This is a genomic window from Sulfurimonas sp. HSL-1656 (genome assembly GCF_039645585.1).
GTDB lineage: Bacteria > Campylobacterota > Campylobacteria > Campylobacterales > Sulfurimonadaceae > Thiomicrolovo > Thiomicrolovo subterrani.
In genome coordinates this window covers 205,128-229,023 of sequence record NZ_CP147915.1, presented here as the reverse complement: position 1 = coordinate 229,023, position 23,896 = coordinate 205,128, and the positions used below count along the sequence as shown (strand labels likewise).

19 protein-coding genes are annotated in these 23,896 nt (G+C 44.9%); 7 read left to right on the top strand and 12 right to left on the bottom strand.

Annotated features, from left to right (window positions below):
- A complete protein-coding gene (gene clpP / locus WCX49_RS01165) occupies positions 1-591 on the top strand; it encodes an ATP-dependent Clp endopeptidase proteolytic subunit ClpP (RefSeq protein ID WP_345985752.1) in 591 nt (196 codons plus the stop codon).
- A 16-nt stretch (positions 592-607) separates the two neighbouring features.
- Positions 608-1,129 (top strand): peptide deformylase, encoded by a 522-nt coding sequence (gene def, locus WCX49_RS01160; RefSeq protein WP_345985751.1) that lies wholly within the window; start codon positions 608-610, stop codon positions 1,127-1,129.
- A gap of 21 nt (positions 1,130-1,150) precedes the next feature.
- On the opposite strand, the gene WCX49_RS01155 is transcribed toward def, so the two are convergent.
- The 3 genes from WCX49_RS01155 to WCX49_RS01145 all read right to left on the bottom strand — a co-directional run bounded on the left by WCX49_RS01155 (position 1,151) and on the right by WCX49_RS01145 (position 2,858).
- A complete protein-coding gene (locus WCX49_RS01155; RefSeq protein WP_345985750.1) occupies positions 1,151-1,522 on the bottom strand; it encodes a hypothetical protein in 372 nt (123 codons plus the stop codon).
- A 336-nt stretch (positions 1,523-1,858) separates the two neighbouring features.
- Complete coding sequence (locus WCX49_RS01150) at positions 1,859-2,671, bottom strand: hypothetical protein (protein WP_345985749.1); 813 nt, start codon at positions 2,669-2,671, stop codon at positions 1,859-1,861.
- A gap of 37 nt (positions 2,672-2,708) precedes the next feature.
- Entirely contained in the window at positions 2,709-2,858 is a 150-nt protein-coding gene (locus WCX49_RS01145; RefSeq protein ID WP_345985748.1) for a hypothetical protein, read from the bottom strand.
- Between the two features lie 419 nt (positions 2,859-3,277).
- On the opposite strand from WCX49_RS01145, the gene WCX49_RS01140 reads away from it, so the two are divergent.
- Positions 3,278-3,946, top strand: coding sequence for a magnesium chelatase domain-containing protein (locus WCX49_RS01140; RefSeq protein WP_345985747.1), 669 nt, complete (start codon positions 3,278-3,280; stop codon positions 3,944-3,946).
- Between the two features lie 230 nt (positions 3,947-4,176).
- Positions 4,177-4,482: a hypothetical protein gene (locus WCX49_RS01135; RefSeq protein ID WP_345985746.1), complete on the top strand. Its 306-nt coding sequence runs from the start codon at positions 4,177-4,179 to the stop codon at positions 4,480-4,482.
- 41 nt (positions 4,483-4,523) lie between these two features.
- On the opposite strand, the gene WCX49_RS01130 is transcribed toward WCX49_RS01135, so the two are convergent.
- From WCX49_RS01130 to WCX49_RS01100, 7 genes are all read right to left on the bottom strand, one after another.
- Complete coding sequence (locus WCX49_RS01130; protein ID WP_345985745.1) at positions 4,524-9,137, bottom strand: hypothetical protein; 4,614 nt, start codon at positions 9,135-9,137, stop codon at positions 4,524-4,526.
- Complete coding sequence (locus WCX49_RS01125) at positions 9,134-9,832, bottom strand: hypothetical protein (protein ID WP_345985744.1); 699 nt, start codon at positions 9,830-9,832, stop codon at positions 9,134-9,136. Before WCX49_RS01125 ends, WCX49_RS01130 begins: the two co-directional genes overlap by 4 nt.
- Before the next feature lie 152 nt (positions 9,833-9,984).
- A complete protein-coding gene (locus WCX49_RS01120) occupies positions 9,985-10,746 on the bottom strand; it encodes a hypothetical protein (protein WP_345985743.1) in 762 nt (253 codons plus the stop codon).
- On the bottom strand, positions 10,724-11,071 hold the full coding sequence (locus WCX49_RS01115; protein WP_345985742.1) for a HipA N-terminal domain-containing protein: 348 nt from the start codon (positions 11,069-11,071) through the stop codon (positions 10,724-10,726). The genes WCX49_RS01120 and WCX49_RS01115 overlap by 23 nt, the downstream gene beginning before the upstream one ends.
- A 569-nt stretch (positions 11,072-11,640) precedes the next feature.
- Positions 11,641-12,075 carry a thermonuclease family protein gene (locus WCX49_RS01110; RefSeq protein WP_345985741.1) on the bottom strand — a complete coding sequence of 145 codons (435 nt, stop codon included), beginning with the start codon at positions 12,073-12,075 and terminating at the stop codon, positions 11,641-11,643.
- Positions 12,076-12,123: 48 nt separating this feature from the next.
- Entirely contained in the window at positions 12,124-12,426 is a 303-nt protein-coding gene (locus WCX49_RS01105) for a hypothetical protein (RefSeq protein ID WP_345985740.1), read from the bottom strand.
- A 23-nt stretch (positions 12,427-12,449) separates the two neighbouring features.
- Positions 12,450-13,115: an SOS response-associated peptidase gene (locus WCX49_RS01100; RefSeq protein ID WP_345985739.1), complete on the bottom strand. Its 666-nt coding sequence runs from the start codon at positions 13,113-13,115 to the stop codon at positions 12,450-12,452.
- A gap of 62 nt (positions 13,116-13,177) precedes the next feature.
- Between WCX49_RS01100 and WCX49_RS01095 the strand changes: the two genes are divergently transcribed.
- Positions 13,178-13,534, top strand: coding sequence for a hypothetical protein (locus WCX49_RS01095; RefSeq protein WP_345985738.1), 357 nt, complete (start codon positions 13,178-13,180; stop codon positions 13,532-13,534).
- 88 nt (positions 13,535-13,622) lie between these two features.
- On the opposite strand, the gene WCX49_RS01090 is transcribed toward WCX49_RS01095, so the two are convergent.
- A complete protein-coding gene (locus tag WCX49_RS01090) occupies positions 13,623-19,409 on the bottom strand; it encodes an AAA family ATPase (protein ID WP_345985737.1) in 5,787 nt (1,928 codons plus the stop codon).
- Between the two features lie 97 nt (positions 19,410-19,506).
- The gene (locus WCX49_RS01085) at positions 19,507-21,003 is read right to left on the bottom strand and encodes a hypothetical protein (RefSeq protein WP_345985736.1); all 1,497 of its coding nucleotides are present in this window, start codon (positions 21,001-21,003) and stop codon (positions 19,507-19,509) included.
- 137 nt (positions 21,004-21,140) lie between these two features.
- On the opposite strand from WCX49_RS01085, the gene WCX49_RS01080 reads away from it, so the two are divergent.
- Positions 21,141-21,992, top strand: coding sequence for an ATP-binding protein (locus WCX49_RS01080; protein ID WP_345985735.1), 852 nt, complete (start codon positions 21,141-21,143; stop codon positions 21,990-21,992).
- A gap of 142 nt (positions 21,993-22,134) precedes the next feature.
- A complete protein-coding gene (locus WCX49_RS01075) occupies positions 22,135-23,748 on the top strand; it encodes a L,D-transpeptidase family protein (RefSeq protein ID WP_345985734.1) in 1,614 nt (537 codons plus the stop codon).
- Positions 23,749-23,896: the final 148 nt, after the last annotated feature.

The window sequence follows — 23,896 nt, the reverse complement described above, 5'->3', positions numbered from 1 at the left end:
ATGAGCTATATTCCGTATGTCATTGAAAAAAGTGCGCGCGGCGAACGCTCGTACGACATCTACTCCCGCCTTCTGAAGGACCGCATCATCATGCTCAGCGGCGAGGTCAATGACGCCGTCGCTTCGACCATCGTCGCACAGATGCTCTTCCTCGAAGCGGAGGATCCGGATAAAGACATCTACTTCTACATCAACTCCCCGGGCGGCGTCGTCACCTCCGGGATGGCGATCTTCGATACGATGAACTACATCCGTCCCGACGTCGCGACGATCTGTATCGGCCAGGCGGCCTCCATGGGCTCCTTCCTGCTCAGTTCCGGCGCCCAGGGCAAACGTTTCGCCCTGCCGCACGCGCGTATCATGATCCACCAGCCCCTCGGCGGCGCCCAGGGACAGGCGACCGATATCGAGATCCAGGCCAACGAGATCCTGCGCATGAAAAAGGAGCTCAACGGTATTCTCGCCAAGAACACCGGCCAGAGCCTCAAAAAGGTCGAGAAAGACACCGACCGCGACTTCTTCATGAGTGCCGAAGAAGCTAAAACCTACGGCATTATCGACGAAGTCCTCGTCAAAAACGCGAAGAAATAGGCGACGGACGCTTCCCATGCAGCTTCCGATCGTCACCTACCCCGATAAACGTCTCAAACAGGTCTCCAAACCTGTTGAGCACTTCGACGAAGCCCTGCATACCTTCCTGGATGACATGTACGAAACGATGATCGCTTCCAACGGCATCGGCCTGGCGGCCATCCAGGTGGCCAACCCGGTCCAGGTCCTGGTCATCAACATCCCCGACGAGCAGGGCGAACAGGACAAAGCGCAGCTGCTGGAGATCATCAACCCGCAGATCGTCCTCAGTGACGGCAAGACCTTCTACCAGGAGGGGTGCCTCAGCGTCCCGGGCTTCTACGAAGACGTCGAGCGCTTCGAGACGGTCACCGTCAGCTACCAAGACCGCCACGGCAACGAACAGGTGCTCGAGGCCGACGGCCTGCTCAGCGTCGCCGTCCAGCACGAGATGGACCACCTCGCCGGCAAGCTCTTCATCGAAAAACTCACCTACACCCGCCGCAAGAAGTTCGAAAAAGAGTACAAGCGGATCCAGAAAGAGAAGAAGGGCAGCTGACCTCGGCACCCTTGCCGGGTGTCACAGCGCGTCTGACGTTTCAGGGGTATCCCCGCTCACGTCCGGTCCGTATACGACCTTCTGGTCCGGGTCGGGCCGCACCTTGACATCCTTCGCCGCTTCCGCTTCGATCTCTTCCAAGATAACCGGGCCGTATTCGATGATCTGATCGGGATCGAGTTCACTGCCTTGCAGGTTTTCCGCTTCATCATTAGTAGCACCGGACACGTCAGGCCCATATATGACGTACTGCCCCTCTCCCAGATCGACTGCCTCTTCGGGGAGATCCGTGCCAACGTCGTCGGACAACGGTTCATCTTTGCCCGGGTCGGGTTCGGCACCTTCCCCCGGTGCGAGCTCGTAATAAGCCCTCTGATCACTCACAAGCGTCACCCGATCCGCCTCAATTGCATGAATCCTGTACCCATCGGCGACCCTGTCACCGACACGGCACCAACGACCGGAGCCGCCACGCACGCCGACAAGTGCCCGATGGCTGCTGTTTTCCTCCCACATAACGGCAGAAAAAGTGAATATTGGGAGCGGAATTTCCATTGATGTGGCATCGTCATGCCCGACCGGCGCTTGGATCGGTTTCTCTAAGGCTTCAACTGCCGGGCGTGAAGCACCCCCCTCTTTCCACCTTGCCTGCAGAGAAAAAACGGCCAAAGCCACGCTGCCCAGCAGAACAATGCCTGTTATTTGGCGGCGTAACATCTCTCTGCCTTCCTAGAAGGTATAGCCTATCTGACAGCTGTGAAATCTCTTGTTTGAACCCGAAATATCCCCATCGCGAGGATAATAATAGAGATAATAGCTGTAATTTTGGTTATCGACGACTGAGAAGGAGATGGATGAATCTGTCACAGTCTGGAGGGATACACTGTCCCCTCCGGCAGCAACAGTGGCCAGGTTCGCCGCGGAACCTGCCGGTGTGATTCTCCCAAGTACTACTTCCGGATTGTTCGCCGAAGACGGGTCGTTGTTGTAAAATGAACACGTCAGGCTCGTGACCGTAGCCCCGTGCGGAAGGTTGACGCTGGCGAAGGCCATGGCACTTGCGGAGGAACCAAACCCGAAGTAGGCATACGTATATCCATAATACATTGGCGACGTTGCGCTATTAGTGGAAACAAGCTGCGAATTATGAATGGACACATACCCGCCGGCCCGCTTCAGCGTCACATCGCCTGACGTTCCGCCGCCGGTCAGACCAGCGCCTGCAATGACACCGGTGATGTCCCCCGCACCGATATCATCCGTTTCACACGTCACTGTTCCGTTGGCATTGATCACACGGATCGAGCTTCCGGCCGCACAATAGGATGAGACCCGGTTCTGCTTCGTCGTATTAAGCTCGGCGATCGACGCATTGTTTGTATTGGCCCCGGCCGCAACCGCTTCAAAATTCGCATTCACTTCGGATGCTTTCGCCGTGGTATTCGGCGTAAACGTATTCGGCAGTGTCACAAAGTCGGCCGCACCCGCCATACCCGAAGTCATCATGAAGGCTGCCGCTACAGTGATCATTTTCGTTTTCATCTCAACTCCTTCTTGCTTTTTCATTTTTTACTCCTACCTACTGCCACTGGCCTTTGTCCCATTCCATCTGGTCCCAGTCGCTACCCGATGTCGGATCGCTGCTGTCGCCGCCGGAACCGCCGCCGCAGCCGCCCAGCAGCATGGCGGCCATCAGGATGCTGAACACTCCCAACAATGTATACTTCATTTTGGACTCCTTCTATACGCTTGCCAAATCTGCATGCTTTTCCCGTATCCTGACAACCCTAGACTCAAGGCTTTTCGGCCCATTGCCAGTGGCCGATGCCCTTGCCGGGGGTCTGTCAAAACACAACATATATTCATATTTATATGTATTATTGAGCCATATTACTTAAAAATAAATAAGCATACTTATTTTAGATTCAACGGTTTTTTTTTATATGAATTTTTAAAATCTTTCCTCTCCACAACTACACTATCAATCCATATTCGGTTTATTAGGGGAATACCGCATGACAGATCCTTGATCAACGCACTGCAAAACAGTTCAATAAAAGCAGAAGAGGACCAAAACGTTTATTAACATTTAATGTTCATATAAATTTACAAGTGCTACTATACCTCCTGACCTATGGGAGTAATGTCATGAAACAGCTCAAATGTGCCACCCTCGAAGGCATCGACGCACTTCCGGTCACTGTCGAGTCCACGCTGACACGCGGTCTTCCCTCCTTCACCGTCGTGGGGCTGGCCTCTTCATCCATTTCCGAGGCGCGGGAACGGGTCAAAAGCGCCCTGCTCGCAAACGACTTTACCTTCCCGCCGAAACGCATCACCATCAACCTCAGCCCCAGCGATATCGAGAAACATGGCAGCCAGTTCGACCTCGCCATGGCCCTCCTGATCGCCCTCGACAGTGCCGAAGAGGACTTTTCCGAGTGGTACGCGTTCGGAGAGCTTGGACTTGACGGGAGCATCAAGGAAAACGCCATGCTCTACCCGCTGATCCTCTCCCTGGCCAACCGGGGCGTGCTGCAAAAAGCCGTCGTTCCCCTGGAAGCACTCGACAAGCTCTCCAATATCCCCGGCATCACCTTTATCGGTGCGGCCACACTGCGCGAAGCCATCGCCTTTTTCAAAGCGGAACCCGGAGCCGAAGTACACCCGGCGGAGCCGAAAGCCATCCCCTTCCCCGCACAAACCCTTGGCGGGGTGCGTTACTACTACCGAAAGCATTATCCCGATGATTTCAGGGAGATACGCGGTCAGGAGGTCGCAAAGCGCGCCGCGCTCATCAGTGCGAATCTCATTTGAACTTTATCAACAATGTTGAAATATATAATTTACCAATAAATAAGTGATTTTACAAAATCAACATATTGTATATTGTGTTGATTACAATGTTGAATATTTCATTTATCTATCAACAAATCCTATCCCCAACACTACTAATCAAAACTATGCATTAACTGCGTAAGGTATAATATCCTCGTACATATGCCGACGGCCCGATGCAATCATGCACCTGCCAAAAAGGACGTCGAATGACAGCAAGAAACTACTTGATCATCAGCGAAAATGCTGATCGACTTTGGGACCAATTCTATTTTGGCATTGATGAGGATGGGTATCCTGCGATTACCGAACAAACATTCGCAGAAAATATATTAAGAGGCAACCAAGCGTACATTGCCGTACCGGCAAACGCAACGGAGCTTGATCTTGCCGATGGCGAGAGAATGGGAAGGGCATGGGTTGTCGGCATCGACGAATACCATCAGGACTTCGATATTATCGACCAAATTGCGATCCGTGCTGGCTGCTTCTTACACGAAGTGCACGAAAACTGACATAAACTTTGCCGGTGCAATTAGCGCGCCGGCCAACCCTCTCAAACAGTCACAATTTTACTTTTGCCATCTTCTAATTTGTTATTTGTAAAGAGACACAACTTCTCACCAGTATATCGCTCAAGAAGCTTCTTTTTTTGTTTAATATCACACTTGGCATATTTAGCTATCAGCCATTCTAGGCCTTCTTTTTCCATTTTTCCAATCGTCTCAGAGTCATAGTGCTTGCCGGCCTGCAGATATACCTTGTAACTAAGCCTAGCAATGTAATTGTCATGCGAAACCGTATCCTCCAGGATAGTACGACCAGTGACAATGGCCTCCATCATTGCCTCATCTATACTGGCGACACGAAACGCAACCAATCTGTCACCTATCGTCTTAGCTGGAAGTGCACCACTTTCGTTCTTGGTCTGATCCAATGTCTTATACTGCTCCTCAAGCATCTGAATAACGTCGTACCAACCAAGCAATTCCGACATTAGATGCTGGTGATGGGTCTTTAACTGTTCAAGGCCTCCAATATTCCCCGTCACCTTTGATTCGGCGATTTTGTTATTGATAAGCTTTAGTTCGATCAGGGTATCTTGAATCTTGTTAATGAAACCTTCGATGAAGGCGATATGGAATACATTGAGCGGGCAAAGCCCGCAGCAACCATTGGTTCCTTCCGGACAGCGTCCATCGACTGGGCAGATACCGACATTGGAGACTTTCCAGGTCGCAGGATGAAAAGTTGCCGCTATTTCCAGACCATTTTCAACACGCCCATCTGCACGATAGCTACTTCCTGAGCCAAAAATATCGCTATCTTTGTTTTTGATGTTTCTCGGCGCTGTCATAAACCCATTTTCCTTGAGAATATTCAGAATAGAGCCAGGGTCTTCACTTTCAATTGCAGCTTTTGCAATCCGATTCACAAACCTTTCACCTACATCGCGAGCCGTGCCATGAAGATCACGGAGCGTTGAAAATGCATTTTGTACCATAGTCCGTAACGATGTCGTTTCACCATGCAAATACACAGTGAGCAGTACGGCATCTGATTTGTGCCCTGTTATCACTTTTATCTGTGTTAGATCAAGTCCAATATGCGCAAGAGCTGTTGCCCCAGCATGCCGCAAATTGTGGATGCCCTGTGAATCCGTGAAGTCTTTAACTGCATTTTGTTCTGTAAGCAATCCAATGGCTTCATAAGATTCCGGCACTTTAATTGTGTCATTACGATTGTTTCTTGTCTGTACGAGGATAAGCGTACTGAGGTATTCCCTCATGCGGTCGAGCTGACTTTCATCGTAGTGATCATCGTATTTGCCTTGTTTCGCGAGTCTATTGACCTCAAGCTGTGTCACCATCATCGTCTTTTTGTGATATCCATCGAGCACATGCTTGGCAATAACATCATTACGTTCATGATGGGGAAAGAGCGGCTGGATCAAGCCAAAGTCTCCCCCATCAAATTTAACAGGGGAAAGATTGGAATAGGCCACCTTGATGTAAGAGACGTAATGTTCTAGGAATTCAATCTCTTCAGGTGTGAAGATGAGCCGTAGAACCATCACAGGAATAAAAAGACTTGGATCAGCAAAATTCTTGTCGGTTGAGAAGTAGATACCAAGGAAATTGCCAGTTTCGTCATATTGCAAAAACTCATTCGTATCAGCATACCGTAAGTGCATAGCACGCCGTGGCAGTTTTGATATTAACCATTCAAAAACTGGTAAAATGGGGGAGAGATTCTTATCAGCAAACGGCCACCATGATAGATCGATCAAGCTTCTTTTCTCATCGTTAGCGTTACGCTTCAAAACGTATATCCTGCTCATTGGCGGTTTGCGTCTTGCGACTTCTTGCAGAGTTTGGTAAACGGTGAGCTCCATGCCTTTTCTGACAAGCCTACGGGCACTCGTCTGCGCTTGAAGTTTCATTGTCCCAAGAAAAACGCCCTGATATTCCTCTATACCAATATGGTCAAAGATAAGCTTGAAGCTTGATGTAGCTTGGCGGTATTTCGATTCCTCTCCTCGTGCTTTGGCCCATTCATACATTCTATGTTTCGTTTTGCTCTCAAGAGGATTGAACGCATCCATCAACTCCTTTCGGCTAAGTTTATGATCGAATGAACTGAGATACTCCAATAAATAGAGGCAAGCCCAGAGCAACTTCTTGACCGTCAAAAATGTGTTCTTCTCTTCTTCAAGCCTAAAGTTTGCAAGGCCAAGCACCTGCTGCAAGAGTTCTTCATACCATGTAAAGACATTATCTGAATATCGTGATATGGTCCTCTGTATCTCAAGTTTCAACCATGCCTCAAGAGTTGGTTTCTCTTTTGGCCTGATAGCGTTTTCATTTCCATTTCCGTATAAAAGGTCATAGATAAATTGATTGTGCCACAAAACGCCGGCAACTTTCGCATATCCCCTTGTCGACTCAACATAAGCCGCAATTTGCTCTGACGTCAATGAAAGCAAATTAGCCTCTGGATTAGTAGCTAAGGCTAGGTAATAAGCATTCAGCAGCGCGTTCTTTCTCTTGAATTTAATAATGCTTTTCTGGTCCGGGTTGACACAGCCTCCATTAAGCACTTTTTCATATAGGGGAAAGACGGGGCTGGAATCAAGAAGCAATTTGATTGCCTTCCTGGTCTTATCTTCTCCTAAAGAAACGATATATTTTGAGTGGTACAGCGCATACCCTTTACTGTTAAGGAAAAGGAAAAAGCCCCTCACTCTGAATGAGAGCGACTGAAATACTTTTGAAAGACTTTGCTTTGCATTTCGACTAGCCAAAAGTGCAAGTGCAGCTAAACCTTCATAGCTCATCTCTTTAAGCATGTCGATATGTTCATCATCAAGGAAGAAAGCTCTGGCATAGGACTCGTTAAGAGCTAAAAGTGACTCAAGTTTCCCATCCCAGTTTAGTCGAATGTATGTCTTAGATACATTTCCAATGAGGTCATTATCGATTGCAAATAGGGCATACTCTTTCCACAACGACATAAACCTCTTTTCCGATTTTATCGAGAGTTTGAGGTAGATGCTAGCTTTCTCAGATGTGTTGATTGCAGGAAGATTTTTTGTGTATTTTATCGAAGGGATTCCCTCTTCGCGGGCATGTATTGCGAGTCTAAGTCGCTTGTCGATATGACCTTCAAACGTGGAATCAACATCATGTTCAAGCAATATAAGGGATCTAGTGATAGTCTCTTCGCTCAGATAGTAGCCATTCAAGTATAGCTGGAACTTGAGTTCCATAATCCAAAAATCGGACTTCCCCTGCAATGTCAGCTCAGCGGCCGCCTCCTCAACAATATTCTTGGACTGGGCAATGTCAAAACCCTTGATCTGATTAGTAAGAGCCAATATAGCTCGTTTATCGTCCTTTTGAAGTTTACCTAATTGAATAGTCCTGCTGAGTATATCGCTGCTAAATTCAACTAAGGCCTCAATTGACTCCAACTTTATATCATCTTCTTCTGCCGCCTGTAGTGCTAATGTGATATTTTCGCTAAGAATGATCTCTTTATCCCATGTAATGCCAAACCCTTTGACGATCAACCGACGAGCTTCACTGAATCTACTACGAAACACACCTAGCTCTTTCCGTAGAGCATGTTCTGATTTAAAGTGTGTCTGATCAGCTTGAACGAGTCTTTGGCAAACATCGCGGATTCCCTGATCGACCTCTTCTGGGGTTCTGTTCCCCTCTCTCTTTTCCCATTGGATACCGAAACCTATGACGATCAACTGTCGGGCTTCACTGAATACGCTGTGATTCACGCCAAGCGCTTTCAGGAGAGCATCTTCTGATTTAAAGTATGTTTTTCCCGTTTCAACGAGCCTTTGGCAGACATCGCGGATCCCCTGCTCGACCTCTTCTGGAGTTCTGTTCCCCTCTCTCTTGTCCCATTGGATGCCGAACCCTCTGACAATCAACTGTCTGACTTCAGTGAATGTCGCTCTATCAATACCAAGCTCTCTTACGAGGGAAGCTTCTGATCTAAAGTATGTTTTATCTCCTTCAACAAGCTTTTGACAAATATCGTGGATCCCCTGGTCGACCTCTTTCGAAGATCTCACGTTCTCTCTCTTATCCCATTGGATGCCGAATCCTGTGACGATTAACCGACGGGCTTCCGTGAATGATATTCCATTGATGCCAAGCTCCGTGAAGAGCACATTTTCTGATTTAAAGTATGTTTTCCCCGTTTCGACGAGCCTTTGACAGACATCGCGAATCTCCTGATCAACCTCTTCCGAAGATCTCAAGTTTTCTTTCTTGTTCCATTGAATGCCGAATCCTTTTACGATCAACCGGCGGGCTTCTGTAAGTGTCTGGCTATCGATAGCAAGTACTTTTAGGAGGGAAGCTTCTGATTTAAAGTAAGTATTTCCCGTTTCAACGAGCTTTTGGCAGACATCGAGGATCCCCTGGTCGACCTCTTTCGGAGATCTCCTTTTCTGCCTCTGGTTCCATTGGATACCGAATTCGCCAACAATCAACCGGCGAGCTTCTGTCAATGTTTTTTGATCCGTACCCAGTGCTTCAAGGAGAGCATTTTCTGATCTAAAGTATGTTTTATCGGCTTTAACAAGCTTTTGGCAGGCAGCCCTGATATCCAGATCAATCTCTCTTGAACTCCTGTTTTTCTTCATTTCTTCGCCTTGATACCAATTTGACCCTTTTCATCAATATTGATATCTACCAACTCCTCAACATCTACAAGATTACAAAGTTTCATTGTTCCGTAAAGCATGTCCAGATTGATGGCTGCAGGCATCTTTCCTTTTCCAGGTGTTACCATCAATGTCCCTTGATTAAACAAACTCAATAAAAGTTCTTTGAGAATCACTGCATATCTATCTTTATAGCTATTCTCAGACCTACCTATCATAGGTTTTGCGTCTTCGACACCAGCTCTGAGTTCAGCCTGAGAAATAAACGACTCAAGTGCGGCTACACTCCCCCTGAGTAAATTATTTTCCTTTCTCAATGCTATGTTTTCCATTTGCAGTTGCGCCATGTCAAGCTGTTGGGCTGGACTCATTGTCAGCCCATTTTTTTTTGCCTGCCTGGCTATCCTTCTGCTCTCCGCCCTTTCAATCATCCTCATATACTGATTTTTATCACCACTTTTGTCTCTTCGGAAACTAGAACGGCTATTAAGTGGAACCTCACCAGGAAGTGCTAATTCATGCATACAGTCAATAACTTGTTGCGCAGAAAAATTGATATGGCTGTAAGTTTTCCCATTCAACTCTATAGTGACGCCATCCTCATGGTCGATCTCTACAAGATAAGCGAGTGCCCTTTCTAGGAGTTTGGCGGTGCTCGGATGGCGTTGTTTCATATTTGTTCCTTTTTCTTAATAGTGCACCAAAGAGACAATTGCACATATACAATGGTATTAGTACCTAAGCAAACTCCAATTTTGCATGCATGAAGCGCTAATGTATAGATTAAAACTAAGAATACAAACTTTGTGCATGATCACTTCTTTACTTACTTGTCTTCATGCAATAAACGTATCCAAGTATATTGCTTTTCCTTTGATACAGCACGTACTATCTGAAGATACTGAGGAACAGTAAGTACTTTTCTGAGCTCACTCGATAATAGTTTCTTTTGAGGACCCCTTGCCATCAAATAAATCAGATTCAGCCATCCTATCTCTTCGCTGGGCAACATATCTTTTAGTGCTTTGAGCTTAAATTTATTTGCAAGTAACCCTTTGACTATTTGTTTGGTGAATGGAGGCAAGAACGGACAAGCAAGGTACGCATGCAGTCGACCTGTGTTTGACATCTTGGACAATCGTTTGTAATGCGCATTCATTTCTATCGACTCAGTTTCTTGAACAAGGGCCTTTGTTTGAGCGTCTTCATTTTGATATCGATAGTCTCTCGCTATCCGATCGATAGGTACCAGGAATTCTCGCTTGAGCCACAAAAACTGTAAAGACCTAAACCTGCTTGAGAAAAAATCTTTTAGTTCTTCTACATCAATTGCCAAACAATCATACGCACATACAACATGATCATATTTTTCACGTGCTGCTATCTCAATGGCAGCCACAATGGCACACCATTCAGCCTCTACCGTAGAACTACATTGAATAATCTCTTTATGGTGTATTTGTCGAATGATTTCTAGTACAGCAATACTCGCAGTTTGAGTGTCATGGTTGTAACTTGCATCACTCATAAAAAACGCGGAAGTCGTATCCCTCTTAGGCAAACATCTATTTGTGTCTTGAAGAGCCATCCTCAATCACCTCCTCAACGGTAACAGCACCTATGACGTCCCCCGAAGTGGTTTTCAGCAATCGTGTAAAGAGGTCATTTTCATCAATACCAAACTTTTGGCACTGCAACTCTTTGAGCACACCTTCGCAGAGCATATTCGAGAAGAATGGGAAAAGGTACTCGGATTCATAGGCCTCCTCTCTTAACGGGAGTCTGACCGAAATGGATAACGCATCGTCTCTATTTAGATATTCAGGACTGTATATGAAGCGATAGAGGCCGCTACTGTCCTTTGAGATCTCGCCAGCAAGAATGCCATTACGAAAAACATTGCCTTTTTGCATCTACGTCCTTTGAATCTATTGGATCTCCCTTCTATCTAAAGAGCCTTTTGTTACCTCATTTCTGCAGGTGGGAATAAAAGTCCGTAAAACACAGAAAGGTGGGAATAAACTTCCGCAAAAAGAGTAAAAGGGTCATACTCATGGAGTAAATATACACTTTTCGCCTAAAGAAAAGGAATTTTTTTGCGTTTTCGCGTATGGTTGAGGAAAACTATGTCCCACCTGTACTAGTTGCGACAACTATGTCCCACCTTGAGAAATTTACAGAAAGTTATTTCTAATTGAAAAGACAAGAGAGAGAATTTAGACGTCTTTCTTTGCGATTTCATGAGCAGGAAAAATATATAAAAAAGAAGAGTTTTTGCACCCAAATAAGGCAGGGTAAAAAAATAAGTGTTTTGAGCTATTTTGAGCAGTTACGACAATAAATCAGAGCAAAAAAATGAAAAAAACGAACCCATTTAAGGCACTTTATTCATTTTAAACGAACCCATTTAAGGCACTATTACCTAATAAAGCACATGGAAATATCATTACACATTTCCCAATACTACTGATATACGTGGAATTTATTTACACCAATCCTTAGTCTTGGTGCCCCCATCATATTGAACTGCCAAACTATTGTTTATCAAGCTTTGACCTACACTTACTCCATCAGCATATACGTCTGCAACGATTCGGAAGTATTTTCCACGTTTCATGTTCCGCAGCTCAACCACTTTCGCGTTACGAAGTAAAGATACGGCATGTTGTTTAGCTTTTCTGGCGAGATCTTTTTCGGCCTGGCATTTGCCTCTCATCTCAGGGGTGTCTACCCCGTTGATACGGATCCCGATGCGTTCGCCAATTAACAGCGGCCATGCTTTGATCGTGGCTCGAAATGTGTCACCGTCATAGATGCTAGTAATTTCATCGACCCGAACGGAACCAAAGTTATTGTCTTTGATAGATGATGCGTTCAGAGTAATGGAGAAAAGTAGAGCTAAGATAAATAGTTTCATGCTAAGAGTGTATCAGAACAAAACAGCTGTAAAGCTCAACTATAATGTCTAAATACAATCTTCTGGGTAATTGTTTTCTACAGTTGACAATAAATTAGACAATATCTCTTGAAGTTCAGTAGTATCAACCTTTAAAGCCCATTCTTCCGTATCTTGATTAAGTGTTTTCATTGAAACAATGACTACTTTTTCATTATCTCTTGCAGCTCTTCGCAATTGTTTTAAAGATATTCTATAGATAACAGAATTATATTCAAAGCAGTAAGGACGATAATCATCTCTCCTATCAATCCAAATCTGCTTCAATGGTTTTATAATTGTTTTATACATGCCTATTAGCACTATTTTCATACTCATAATATACCTTCACGAAGTCATTTATACAATGATGGACTAATACATTTTGGGTCATTGTGCTCTGGTGAATTAACATATGTAGACACCTTAGTCACCATCAGAGCTGGACCGTACGGCACGAGCATTGGCTGTAGTGCATCAGGTTCGGTCACTTTTGGATCAAGCCAGAACCGCCAATCATCTTGCTGCAAAATCACTGGCATTCGGTCATGGATAGGCCTCATAACGTCATTAGGAACAGTGGTGATAACAGCAGTTCCTATGACTATACCATCTGGACCAAGCCATTCATCATAGATACCAGCCAGGGCAATGAGACTGGACTCACTTGAAGTTATCCAGTATGGCACCTTCCCCGTATCTGTTCGCTGCCATTCGTAAAAACCATTTACGGGAACCAAGCATCTCTTGTACCGGATAGGCCCTTTGAATGTAGACTTCTGCGTTACACTTTCGGCTCGGGCATTGATGGGCTGAAACTTAGCGTCCTTGGCCCAGTGGGGGATCAACCCAAAATGAGTATATGCGTACACTCCAGTATTCATAAGTGTTGCCATCAGCTGTGTCGGAGCTATATTGTAGCTGGGCCGAAGCGTCCCAATATCGTCTCTGTATTGAATATGGCTCGCTTGAAGAGCATCCTTCCAATTGGTATCGTCAAAAAAACCAATACGTCCACACATAGACTTATTTTACCACGTCATATTTCAGTCGATGTCTTTAGTGTTGGTCATATACTTCAATCATGAAACTTGACGCCCAATATCTCCCAGCACTGACAGACGATGTGTTTGATGCAAAGCGTAAGCTGCTAAGGGGTGTGTTCTGGTTTGATATGTATTACGTGAGACCGGTCGATACGCAATTCAGATATATCTATTTTGATAAGAATAGATGCCAGTTTACAGTACTGCCATTTCAAAAAGAAGGTGTCCTGATTGGGGTCAAATGGGGGGAAAGAGTAGATATTGATGCGGCAATAAATGCAGCGGCAACAAAGTACAATTTTACGATGATCATATTAGGTTGTATCAGACGCCGAATGCTTGGAGAACGCATCTTCTGGTATTATGTTTATGCTCGTCCAGAATGGTTTTGCTAAGCAAATCAAAGATGTCTTTTAGACGTAGCGTTTACGACATAATGAAATAATGTTGTCGTTCTACCTTCATATTCAGTTTAAGCAACTGTCAATTTTTATCTTTTGCAAGTACTTCTGAAATTACTAGAGTCTGCTCATCAATTTCATATTTTGAATATGAATGATCTCTTCGGATATAAGACACTTTACACATAAAGACTTGATCTAAACCTGATAAGTCTTTGTGCATCCACTGTTCAAGACTGGACATGGAAAAAGTCGTATAAGTACCGCACAATGAGTCAATATTTTTTGGATAAGCAGGAGCCCACTTGTAGTTCCAATAGCCGAACTCACCAATAGAATCACCATCTATACGAAATACAAGCTTGCTATTTGAAGAGTAAGCTTCAATTTCCCTATTCTTAGCATATGTGAGTGGAACATTTACTCCTCTAACTTCCATGTCAGAATGCCAATAACCATATCTCGATAAAGGGTAAGTAGTCCCCGACAGTTGCAATACTTTGGTCTCATCATCAAGCTCAAGTTCATTACAATGATATGAAATCATTCGATTTAATCTATCCCCTATAGAGAATCCGTTCATCCTTTCGTTGAATGTAATCTTATGAGAATGTCCCCCCAAAACAACACCCCGGAGTACTGTTAAATCTACCCAGGAATCTTTATCAATTTGTATTGGAAACGCCAGTGCACCTAAGACTGCATCTTGTTCAGAATCATTTAGATTAGAAGCACATTGTCTTATGAATTGGGTCAGATTTGTCTCTGTCACATCGTTTCCATAAGTCCATTCGGGGAGCCATTTTGGTTTGATCGGTCGTAAATGAATATATGCGGGTTCAATGGGTAAAGCATGTATTGCAAGTATTTCAGCATAGTGATCCGGCATTCTGAAAAACTTTCTTCCAATTTCAATGACTCTTAAGAAGGCTGAACGCCCTCGATGACTATTGTTAGTGTAGAAGGAACCAGTACTGCCTTCAAAATCTGAATTCAAGAAGTAGCTAATTTCATTGTTTACAGCCGAAGCATATTTGAACGTTCTATTCCACTCAGATTCATAAAATTCTGAAAATGGGATATCAGTTTTTTTTTCTTCTTCCTCTAATGTATGTTTGTATACAAGGGGGACATACTGCCCTTGAGCTTGCTCAAAACTATTGTTTTCAGGATCAGACACCCATAATGGTTCAAAATCAGCTGCGAAATACCCTTTTACGGAAAGTCCAAGATCTTCAATCAACATTTCTGAGAGCACTGATCGCGTATGAATGAACTCACCAATTTCTTTAATTGGTTTGTACCCAAAGTCTTTTGCTATCAAAAATACAGCTAATACTTCAATACATTCTGACTCCTGTTCACACTTGGACAGTGCAGATAGCAAAACATCTTCTATTTTTTCAGGCATTTCAACCAACAGTCCCGCCAACTGTTGACTGACCCACAATTTAATAGTAGATACTGGCCATTTTAATCTTGAAACGAGTAATTTGATGAATACTTCATCAATATCATCGATAGCATGCCAATCCCAATGAGGACTTGGTAAATTTAGATTTCTTGTATCTTCTTCTAGCTTTTCTATCATTGCAATGATGAAACCAATTGCTTCTTCTGTTCTGCCAGCCTCAACCAAGAGATAAACTAATTTATCGCTTGGAATGATCTGTTCATCTGCCTTTGAATACCAAACATCTAGTGATGTTGTAGTAGCTGCTATAAATTCATCTATCCTATCCGGATAAATTTCAGCGACTTTTTTTAGCCGTTTACGCGAGTTTTCTTGTCTTTCATGCCAATTCAACCAGCCTCCCATACTAATTTGAGCAGCGACTAAAAACTCAAAAGACTTTTTCTTACCATTGAACTTTTTACTACTGTCAAACAATAGATCATACAAATATTTTTTATCATCCAATTTATCCCTGCAATTAGATATGGCATCTGGAAGAATTTGGAGAAGTTCCTGTTCTCGACCATGTTCAACCCAATAAGAATACCAGCGAGGCCAGAAATTATAAGTGGAATACATTCCAGCTAATGCATTTTCAAGTTCAACTAAATGATCAGGAGGGTACAGTGCAGGATCAATTTCTATTTTTTCACCCACGGTATTTGATTCATTTTTTTCATCCTCCACTTTTAAATCTATTCCCTGAGTTTCCTGAATGGCTGCAGCAATTGCCTCAGCATTCTCATCATGTTCTTCAACCTTTGTTGCAAGTATTTGATGACATTTATGCGAGAGACCAGTGAGACAAAATCGTCTGACAATATCAGAGTTGAAACTGGTGTGTTTCAGTATTTCTGACAAAGAAGTATCAGCTTCATACCATTCGCCATATCGGACTTCCTGAGCATATTTTGAAGCCAATGTGACTGGGCTTAATTTTGTTAATATTTCCGAAATCGCTGCTAGGGCGTGCTTGGTTTCATCACCATCTGTAAATTCAGTAATATTAAATACAATCGGTGAAATCCGTTCAAGTAAAGTCATTGCTTCTGATGGACAGCAATCTGACAAACATTCTATTGCATCTAAGACATTAAATATAGTCGTGTCTTTATGACCACCATAACCAATCGTATAGTCCCAACAGAGCTTAATAATGTTTGGAATGAACTCTTGTTTGCCATGTCGTAAAGCAATACACGCTAATTCCAAGTTGTCATTCGCACGCTCTGTAGTATTTTGCAGCTCTTCATTTTGTTCATGAATTGAACTTTCAAGAAGCAATGTGGCAGCGGCGTCAGATAGAAAAGTTTGTCCAATCTCGACATACCAAAGTCTCAACCAAACTAACATGTATACTTCTAGTGAAATTGCTTCTTGAAGCTCTTCTAAAGTGATCTGTCTTTGAGTTGTAAATAGATGGATATCTGCAGAAATTTTCAACCAATCTCGTTTGAACATAATTTCTTCTCTTCGACTGCGAGCGCTTGATTCCTTTGGGAATGAAACTTCTAACAGATAATCACTCATTAGAAGGAAATCGACCTCCTCTAAAGCCATTAGAAGCTCTGAAACACTACTTGCCAGTTCAGTAAGGGTATTTAAATGAAAAGAGATATCTACATCATCTCTAGTTGCGTTGGCCGGCAACCAGGAGAAGTCTCCCTCTGCACTTAATTTAATTGCCAGAGCCTCAAAAAACCATTCGTAATAGCTAATCTCAGAATGTGCACAACAATTATAATTCTCAAAGTCTGCGAAACTGTCCTCTGTTGACTTGAAGTTTCTTGTTCTCAACAGCTTAAGCGATTTGCTCGCTGGATGGGAATGATTTTCTAAAAATTCTTGCCAGGAAAAAATATCTGAATCTTCAAGAATACTTGTACGAATCGCCGCCAACTCAAATTCTCTACCTTCCGAAGATTTTCCCAAAACTTGCAATGCTTTCATCATCAATGCTATATCACCTTTAGAGAGACAAGCGTCTTTAAAAGCTTTTATGTAACTTTCTGACCAATGCACAAAATTATCATCTGCAAAAACAAAGTCATAATTAAGGACGTCCGACAAAACACCAGCCCTGATGATTGCATGTGCTTCATCATCCGATTCATCTCTGTGAGAGCGTCTTCTGAATTTGATTTGTGATCTATGTTTATCGATTGCTTTTTTTGCCAGATCTTTTGCTTTATTAAAATCTTGACGCTGCCACAATGCAATTGATAAGATGGCCAAGCGTTTCGGAGTGAAATCACGATATAGAGAGAGTTCCAAGTCTATTATTGATGCTGATGCGTTATATAGAGATAGCATTTCTAAAGTTGGATAATCCCATATTTGGAATTCAGGGCCATTAAGTAAACGCGTTTTTAATACTCTATGCCTATATGCTTCAGCATAATGAAACTCTTTGAAAGCAATATTCTCAGCATTTTCCAACAGGCGAATAAGCATTTGCAGACTATAGCCTTCAGATGCACGATCAAGAACCCAATCGCGTGAAACTCCTTCCCGGAGGGGTATTGAATTGCCTTGTTTGGCTAAACACAACCAGTACCAACTTTGTTTGAGATACTCAGGGGCTTGATTATTTAGCCAATCACATACATTTCCAATGAGAGTATTAACTCTTGCATTATGCTCTTCGATATTTCTTACAAATACTATGAGGCTTTCATGAAATGGCCGGACACCAGATTTTGTCTCAAATAGAAGAAATGAAACAGCATATAGACTTGGAGTATCTTCAAGTGATTCATTGAGTATTGTCGTAAATGATTCCCGAGGCCAAATGAACTGGAATCCACAACATAAATGTAAAACGTCTTTCTGTTTATGTGTAAGACGTCGCCACAAACCTAGATAATAGCTTGTTATATCACTATTTTCACAGGCTGGTAAATGCTCAAGGCTCCAAGAGGACAAAGGCTTGCCGTTTTGAACAAGAAATTCGCAAGAATAAATCACATGTAGAGGAAAGCCAGAAGTAATTGTTATCAGTTGCTCTGCCGCTTTCTTGATCTCATCTTCGACCATGTCTTCATGGCAATTCATATGAAGGCGACCGGAATCTAATTGAAAATGAAGATACTGATATATTGCGTTTCCTGTCATCGCAGGCAGCCACTTCCAAGTACCCTTTGGACAGTGTTCAAGAAGAGTATTAGGAAGCTTTGATTCATCAACAGGCTGTGTTCCAATCAACAGGATCAAATTGTCGGGTACTGGTAGCAGCATTCTAAAAAATTCATCGAGGGGCTTTTTATTGCCATCATTATCACGCCATACATGGTCCAAACCATCAACAATCAATACAAATGGCTTCTCTTGTCTCTTATAATATGCGGCACACTGTTCCAATGCACTTCTAAGGTCTTCTGCATTTAAGGATGAGATGCCGACATCTCGGTGATTGCTTATTATCTGTGAAATTAACGATTCCGCAATAATCCTTGGACTGAAGCGGTCAAAGGTCTGATCACTTATAGATAGAAAATAGTGATGTCGTATAGAAGGAATTTCCTTGTCTTCTAATTCTTGACATAAATAACTCAGGTAAGTACTTTTACCTCTGCCTGGAGGACCTACAAGAGTAATGATGTCGCCAGATGAACCGATGATTTGTGTTAGAAGCGATTTATGAAATGTCTCATCTGGTAGACAATAACTGTCTGGTATGGAAAAAGACTCTGGAATTGGCTCAGGACGCTTTAGAGACAATATATCTCGAACATTATGTAGATATATCCATCCATCCTCTGATGGTTGTTTTTTATATCTTGCCCACCATCTTGCTCTCTCTAATAGACGATAAATACCATCATCATCAGAATGCCTTTCAAGTTCATTTCGAGCAGTTCTTAGTATCGAATGGTAATCACCATCACTATGCTGAATTTGCAGCTTCCCAAAAAGGCCTCGTGCAATCTCCTCACTTCCTAACTGCTCAACAATTTTAGAACGTATGCCTGATTCGATAAGATCAAAATTTAGTTTTCCATTTTTTAAACAAGACTCAATGTCTCTATCAGGAATTTTATTTGTAACAAGGATGACTTCACCTAATTTATCAGGCATTACTTGTGTTATTGCGTCAGAAAGTTTTTTGAGAATTGATCGTGAACGCTCTGTTTTTCCAGTTCTTTTCAGCAGCCATTCCCAGCTAAAGAAATTTTCACGTTTGTATGGATTTGGTGTAAACTTTACCTGGCGGTAGTCAACTCTTCCGTCAGTGCGTTCACATACAATATCATCAATTCCTTGCGGTGCTTCATTATTATCGAAATCTGCTTCAAAACTAATACGCTTATATTCACCAGGGGTATTCAGCCAATAAGCTAATAATAAAACGCCTTGTAACGTTTGATATTCATATCCACTATATGTAATCGCACTTGACTTTACTTCCATCATATATAACCCCGATAATTTACCATTTGGTCATCCGTTCTATGATCTACATCGTATCGAAATCATTGCTTTTCACCCCTAGATAAGTATCGTGTACGATTTAGTTCCCTACTATTTTGACATCAATTGCCTCACCTATGCGCCCACGAAGCTCCCTGTATTCCTCGACACGTTTCCGAAGAATATTCATATGGTATGCGGTGATATAATGATCAGCCTTGAAATAAACTTCTATGCTATCGCTGGCTGCCGCATGTCCCATTTTGCGACGTGTAATTGCTTTCGTGATCTCAATAATATTCTCTGTTTTGCCGCCACCAGTATCAATGTGCTGCATTCTCTCGTCGTTAGATAATTCCAAGTAGGCAAGACTAGCCATAAGAGAGGCAAACATATGCCGAAATAAATGGAATCCACCCTCTAACTGAACCCCTTCAAATGCTGGGAATTGTTTCCGCACGGCATTAATATCTCGATCTAACCAACCCTTAGCCTCGCTTGGTAATAGCCTCTTGCCCGTACTCGTCTGAAACACAAATGGGTTATTTTTTCTATGTTTTGCAGGAGTGTTGTTAAAAACTTTCAAATAAGTATGAAAGAACATTTCCTTCCACACGGGATGGATAAAAAAAAGATGTCCCTCATCGTCATCAATTGAAGGGATTTCACCTGTTTTCCACCGTACAAGCTGATGATGTCCAAGATCAAGATTGATACCATGCAACTTCAAAAGTTCTTTGCGAGGTGGTTGCTGTAAAAAGAGGAAGCCATTGGCATCCACCGGAAGCTGCTTGCTAGGAGATCGAGGGTTAACAAGATAAACCCGTTCGCGATCCACATCTACATCAAACCAGGTTAGATGCAACGCCTGTCCAATTCGTGCTGAAGTGGCACAAAGAAGGTAGAGTAGCTTTGCCGCAGGTGGTGCTACAACTAAGAGATGATCAAAAAAATCAAGTGGCATGGCCAGTGAAGATGAAAGCCCAATGAAGTGCTTTTTCTTGGTTTTTCTATTTGCGGCTTTGACCATATCAGTCAATGCTGTATATCGTGCAAGCATAGATTCACGCATCATACCTTTTGGCTTAAGGCCATAGGCATGTCCTATGCTATGCTGATCCTTCGCATTTTGAGCCTCTCTATCCATCCTATCAAAGTAGAAATCACTGTACGGCATCTCCGGTAGATCATCATGCAACGTTTTGTGATCATAAACGAAACGAAAAAATGATTGAAGGGCAGAAAGATCGTTTACCACACTGTTTGTCTTACCAGCCTTGTAAACCATCACATCAGACTTTTGACCCATATACAAGGTCAACTCCTTCTTGATCTCAAATCCCCGGTTTGTGATGACTTTCTTGTACCTGGCAAAATACTGAAGCAACGACTCATTTTCGCCTGCAGGAAAGTAAAGTGCCCAGATCCAGAATTTAAAAATAAGACCTGCTTGCAGCTTGACGGTACCTAACGACCCATCATTCAGCAATACCCACTCGCTCCACTGTGCGATAAATGGATCGTTGTAATCGACCCCATCTTTTTGATGGTGGAAATAGACCCTGCCATTTATCAATCGGTAATTCATGTTTTTCATGATCTGTCTTTCAACATATTCAACAGTATAATAACCTCATTTTAATACATTTCACGTTTGTATAGCTGGAAAATCAGGGTGAAAGAAGTGTAAATCTGGTTATATAATCAACATATTTCTATAGTATAAAATGCGGCATGCACAACCTCCTGCTTGAGGGGAGCCCCGGTTCCGGAAAGTCGATGATCGCCAAGCGGCTCCGCCATGTGCTGCCGCCTCTGACGGACAGTGAACTCCTCGACATCGCCAAACTCGACGTCCTCGAAGGCAGGGAGCCCCACTTCACACCATTGCGCCCTTTCCGCTCGCCGCATCACAGCGGCACGTCCGCCTCCATCTTCGGCGGGGGAAGCCACCGGGCGCAGATCGGCGAAGTGGGACTGGCCCATAACGGCATCCTCTTCTTTGACGAACTCCCCCACTTCTCCAAACAGGTGCTCGAAGCCCTGCGCGAACCCCTGGAAGACAAACGCATCCGTATCTCGCGGGTTCACTCCAAGGTGGAGTACCCCACGGACTTTCTTTTTGTTTCCGCCATGAACCCCTGTCCCTGCGGTAACCTGCTTAACGAGGCCCTGGAGTGCCGCTGCACCGACCTCGAAATCAGGCGTTACCGTTCCAGGCTCTCCGACCCATTCCTCGACCGGATCGACCTCTATGTACAGATGCAGCCCGTCCGGGCCGAGGACAAGCCCTCACTTACCTCGGAAGCGATGCACGACACGGTGCTGCGTGTCCATGCCCTGCAGCGCGCACGCGGCCAGGAGGTGCTCAACGGACGCCTGGACGACGCGAGTATCGATACCTACTGCCGGCTCGACGACGAGGGCCAGGCACTGCTGACACAGGCCGTTCAGCGCTTCGCGCTCTCCTTCCGCGCCATCAAGAAGCTTCAGAAGGTCGCCCGCACCATCGCAGATATCGACGGCAGTGCCTCCATTACCTCCGCGCATCTGCTTGAAGCGCTCAGTTACCGCCGCCGGACATAAGGCCGCAGAAGCCCTTCGCCCATATACTGCTATAATATGGGTATATACCCTTTAACAGTCCACCGAAATGAGACAAGACATTATTAGAAAATTCACACTGTTTTTATCTCTCTTCCTGCTTTTCCAGGGAAGTTTGCATGCTTTGGGCGCGTTGCAGGAGAACAACGACTCGCTTCGCGTAGCAGCTGTACAGCTTTCCGGCGACGGCAATACGACCTCAGCCTCGCCCGACCCCGCCGCACTGTTGATCCGCGCTTTCGTCGAAGACAATGCCTCGCTGCGCACGATTGTGCCGACTATCCGGCCAAGCCTGATAGCGTTCTATACCGCGCGTGCATACGCACCGCTTTGGAGCAATGCGCATGGATGCCTCCCCGGAGCCGAAGCGCTGAGCCAGATGATCGACGGTATCGCGGAGGAGGGGCTGGACCCCGCCGAACCCTCCTATCACGGCGAAACCGTCCGCGCACTGCTGCAAACGTGCCTGGCCCCGGACGACCGGCAGCGTACTGAGCTTGACCTGCTCCTCACCGACGCCTTTTTAGCCCTCGCGCACGACCTGCACTATGGTCGCGCCTACGGCAGCGATCTCAACTGCACCAGCGAGTACAATGCCCTCCCTATCGATCCGGCCCACCTGTTGAACGACGATGCGGTCCGGCAGAACATCCGACAGGTCCTGCTGTCGGTCGCCCCGCAGGACATCGGTTATCAGCGGCTGCGCACGGCGCTGAACACCTACCGCCGGCTCGACGAAGCAGGGGGATGGAGTACGCGTGCCGCCGACTATGCCGATGAAGAAAATATCTCCCGGCGTCTTCTCCTGACCGGCGATCTTGTGGGTCCCGCCGACCCGGACCCGGAAGCAGAGAAGCAGCGCCTTCTCCAGGCCGTGAAACGCTTCCAGGGACGGCACGGCATTTCCGTCGACGGTGTCGTCGGGCCGGTCACCGCTTCGAAACTGGCGCTTTCACCCGGTGCACTCATCGCGAAGATCCGCCTGAATATGGAACGCTGGAAATGGCTGCCCCCGCACGGCGACGGCCCCTATATCATCGTGAACGTTCCGGGCTTCACCCTGGAAGTACGCCATGCCGACATACAGGAGCTGCAGATGCGGGCCATCGTCGGACGGCGTGACCGCGAAACCCCCATCTTCGCTTCGAGAATGCAGTACATCGTGCTCAACCCCTACTGGCGCGTGCCGGAGACGATCCTCAACGAAGACCTCATTCCCAAGCTCGTCGCCGATCCGCACTACCTTGCCAAAAAGAAGATCAAACTCTTTTCTGCAGCCGACACCGCAGAATCACAGCCGATCGATCCCCTCACCATGGATTGGTCTAAGTGGCATGAGCGTGATACAAAACGCTATGTCTTCCGTGAAGATCCCGGCGCAGAGAATCCCCTGGGCTATGTGAAATTTCTCTTCAGCAACCCCTATGACATCTACATCCATGACACCCCGGCGCACTCCCTGTTCAAAAACAGCAACGGCAGCTTCAGCTCCGGCTGCATCCGCGTACGAAAACCGTTCGAACTTGCCCGATACCTGCTCGCGCTTGATGATCCGGAGGTCACGTACAAATCGCTCCTGACGCTGCTGCTGACGGGTGAAAACCGCTGGCTGCGGCTGAAAAACACCCTGCCCGTCTACATCACCTACCAGACGGCCGCCGTCGACGATGACGGCACCGTCAGATTCTACAACGACATTTATCGTTGTGACCATAAACTAATAAAATACCTCAAATAAAAATAAAATAACCAAAAGAAATATTTATATTGTTCATAGTGTGGTATAATAGTTATATATAGAGAAAAAGAGAGGATTTCAATCGATGACGTTTGACCAAGCAATTGATCGTAGAGCATTTTTGAAACTGGGTGGGGCTTCTGTCCTT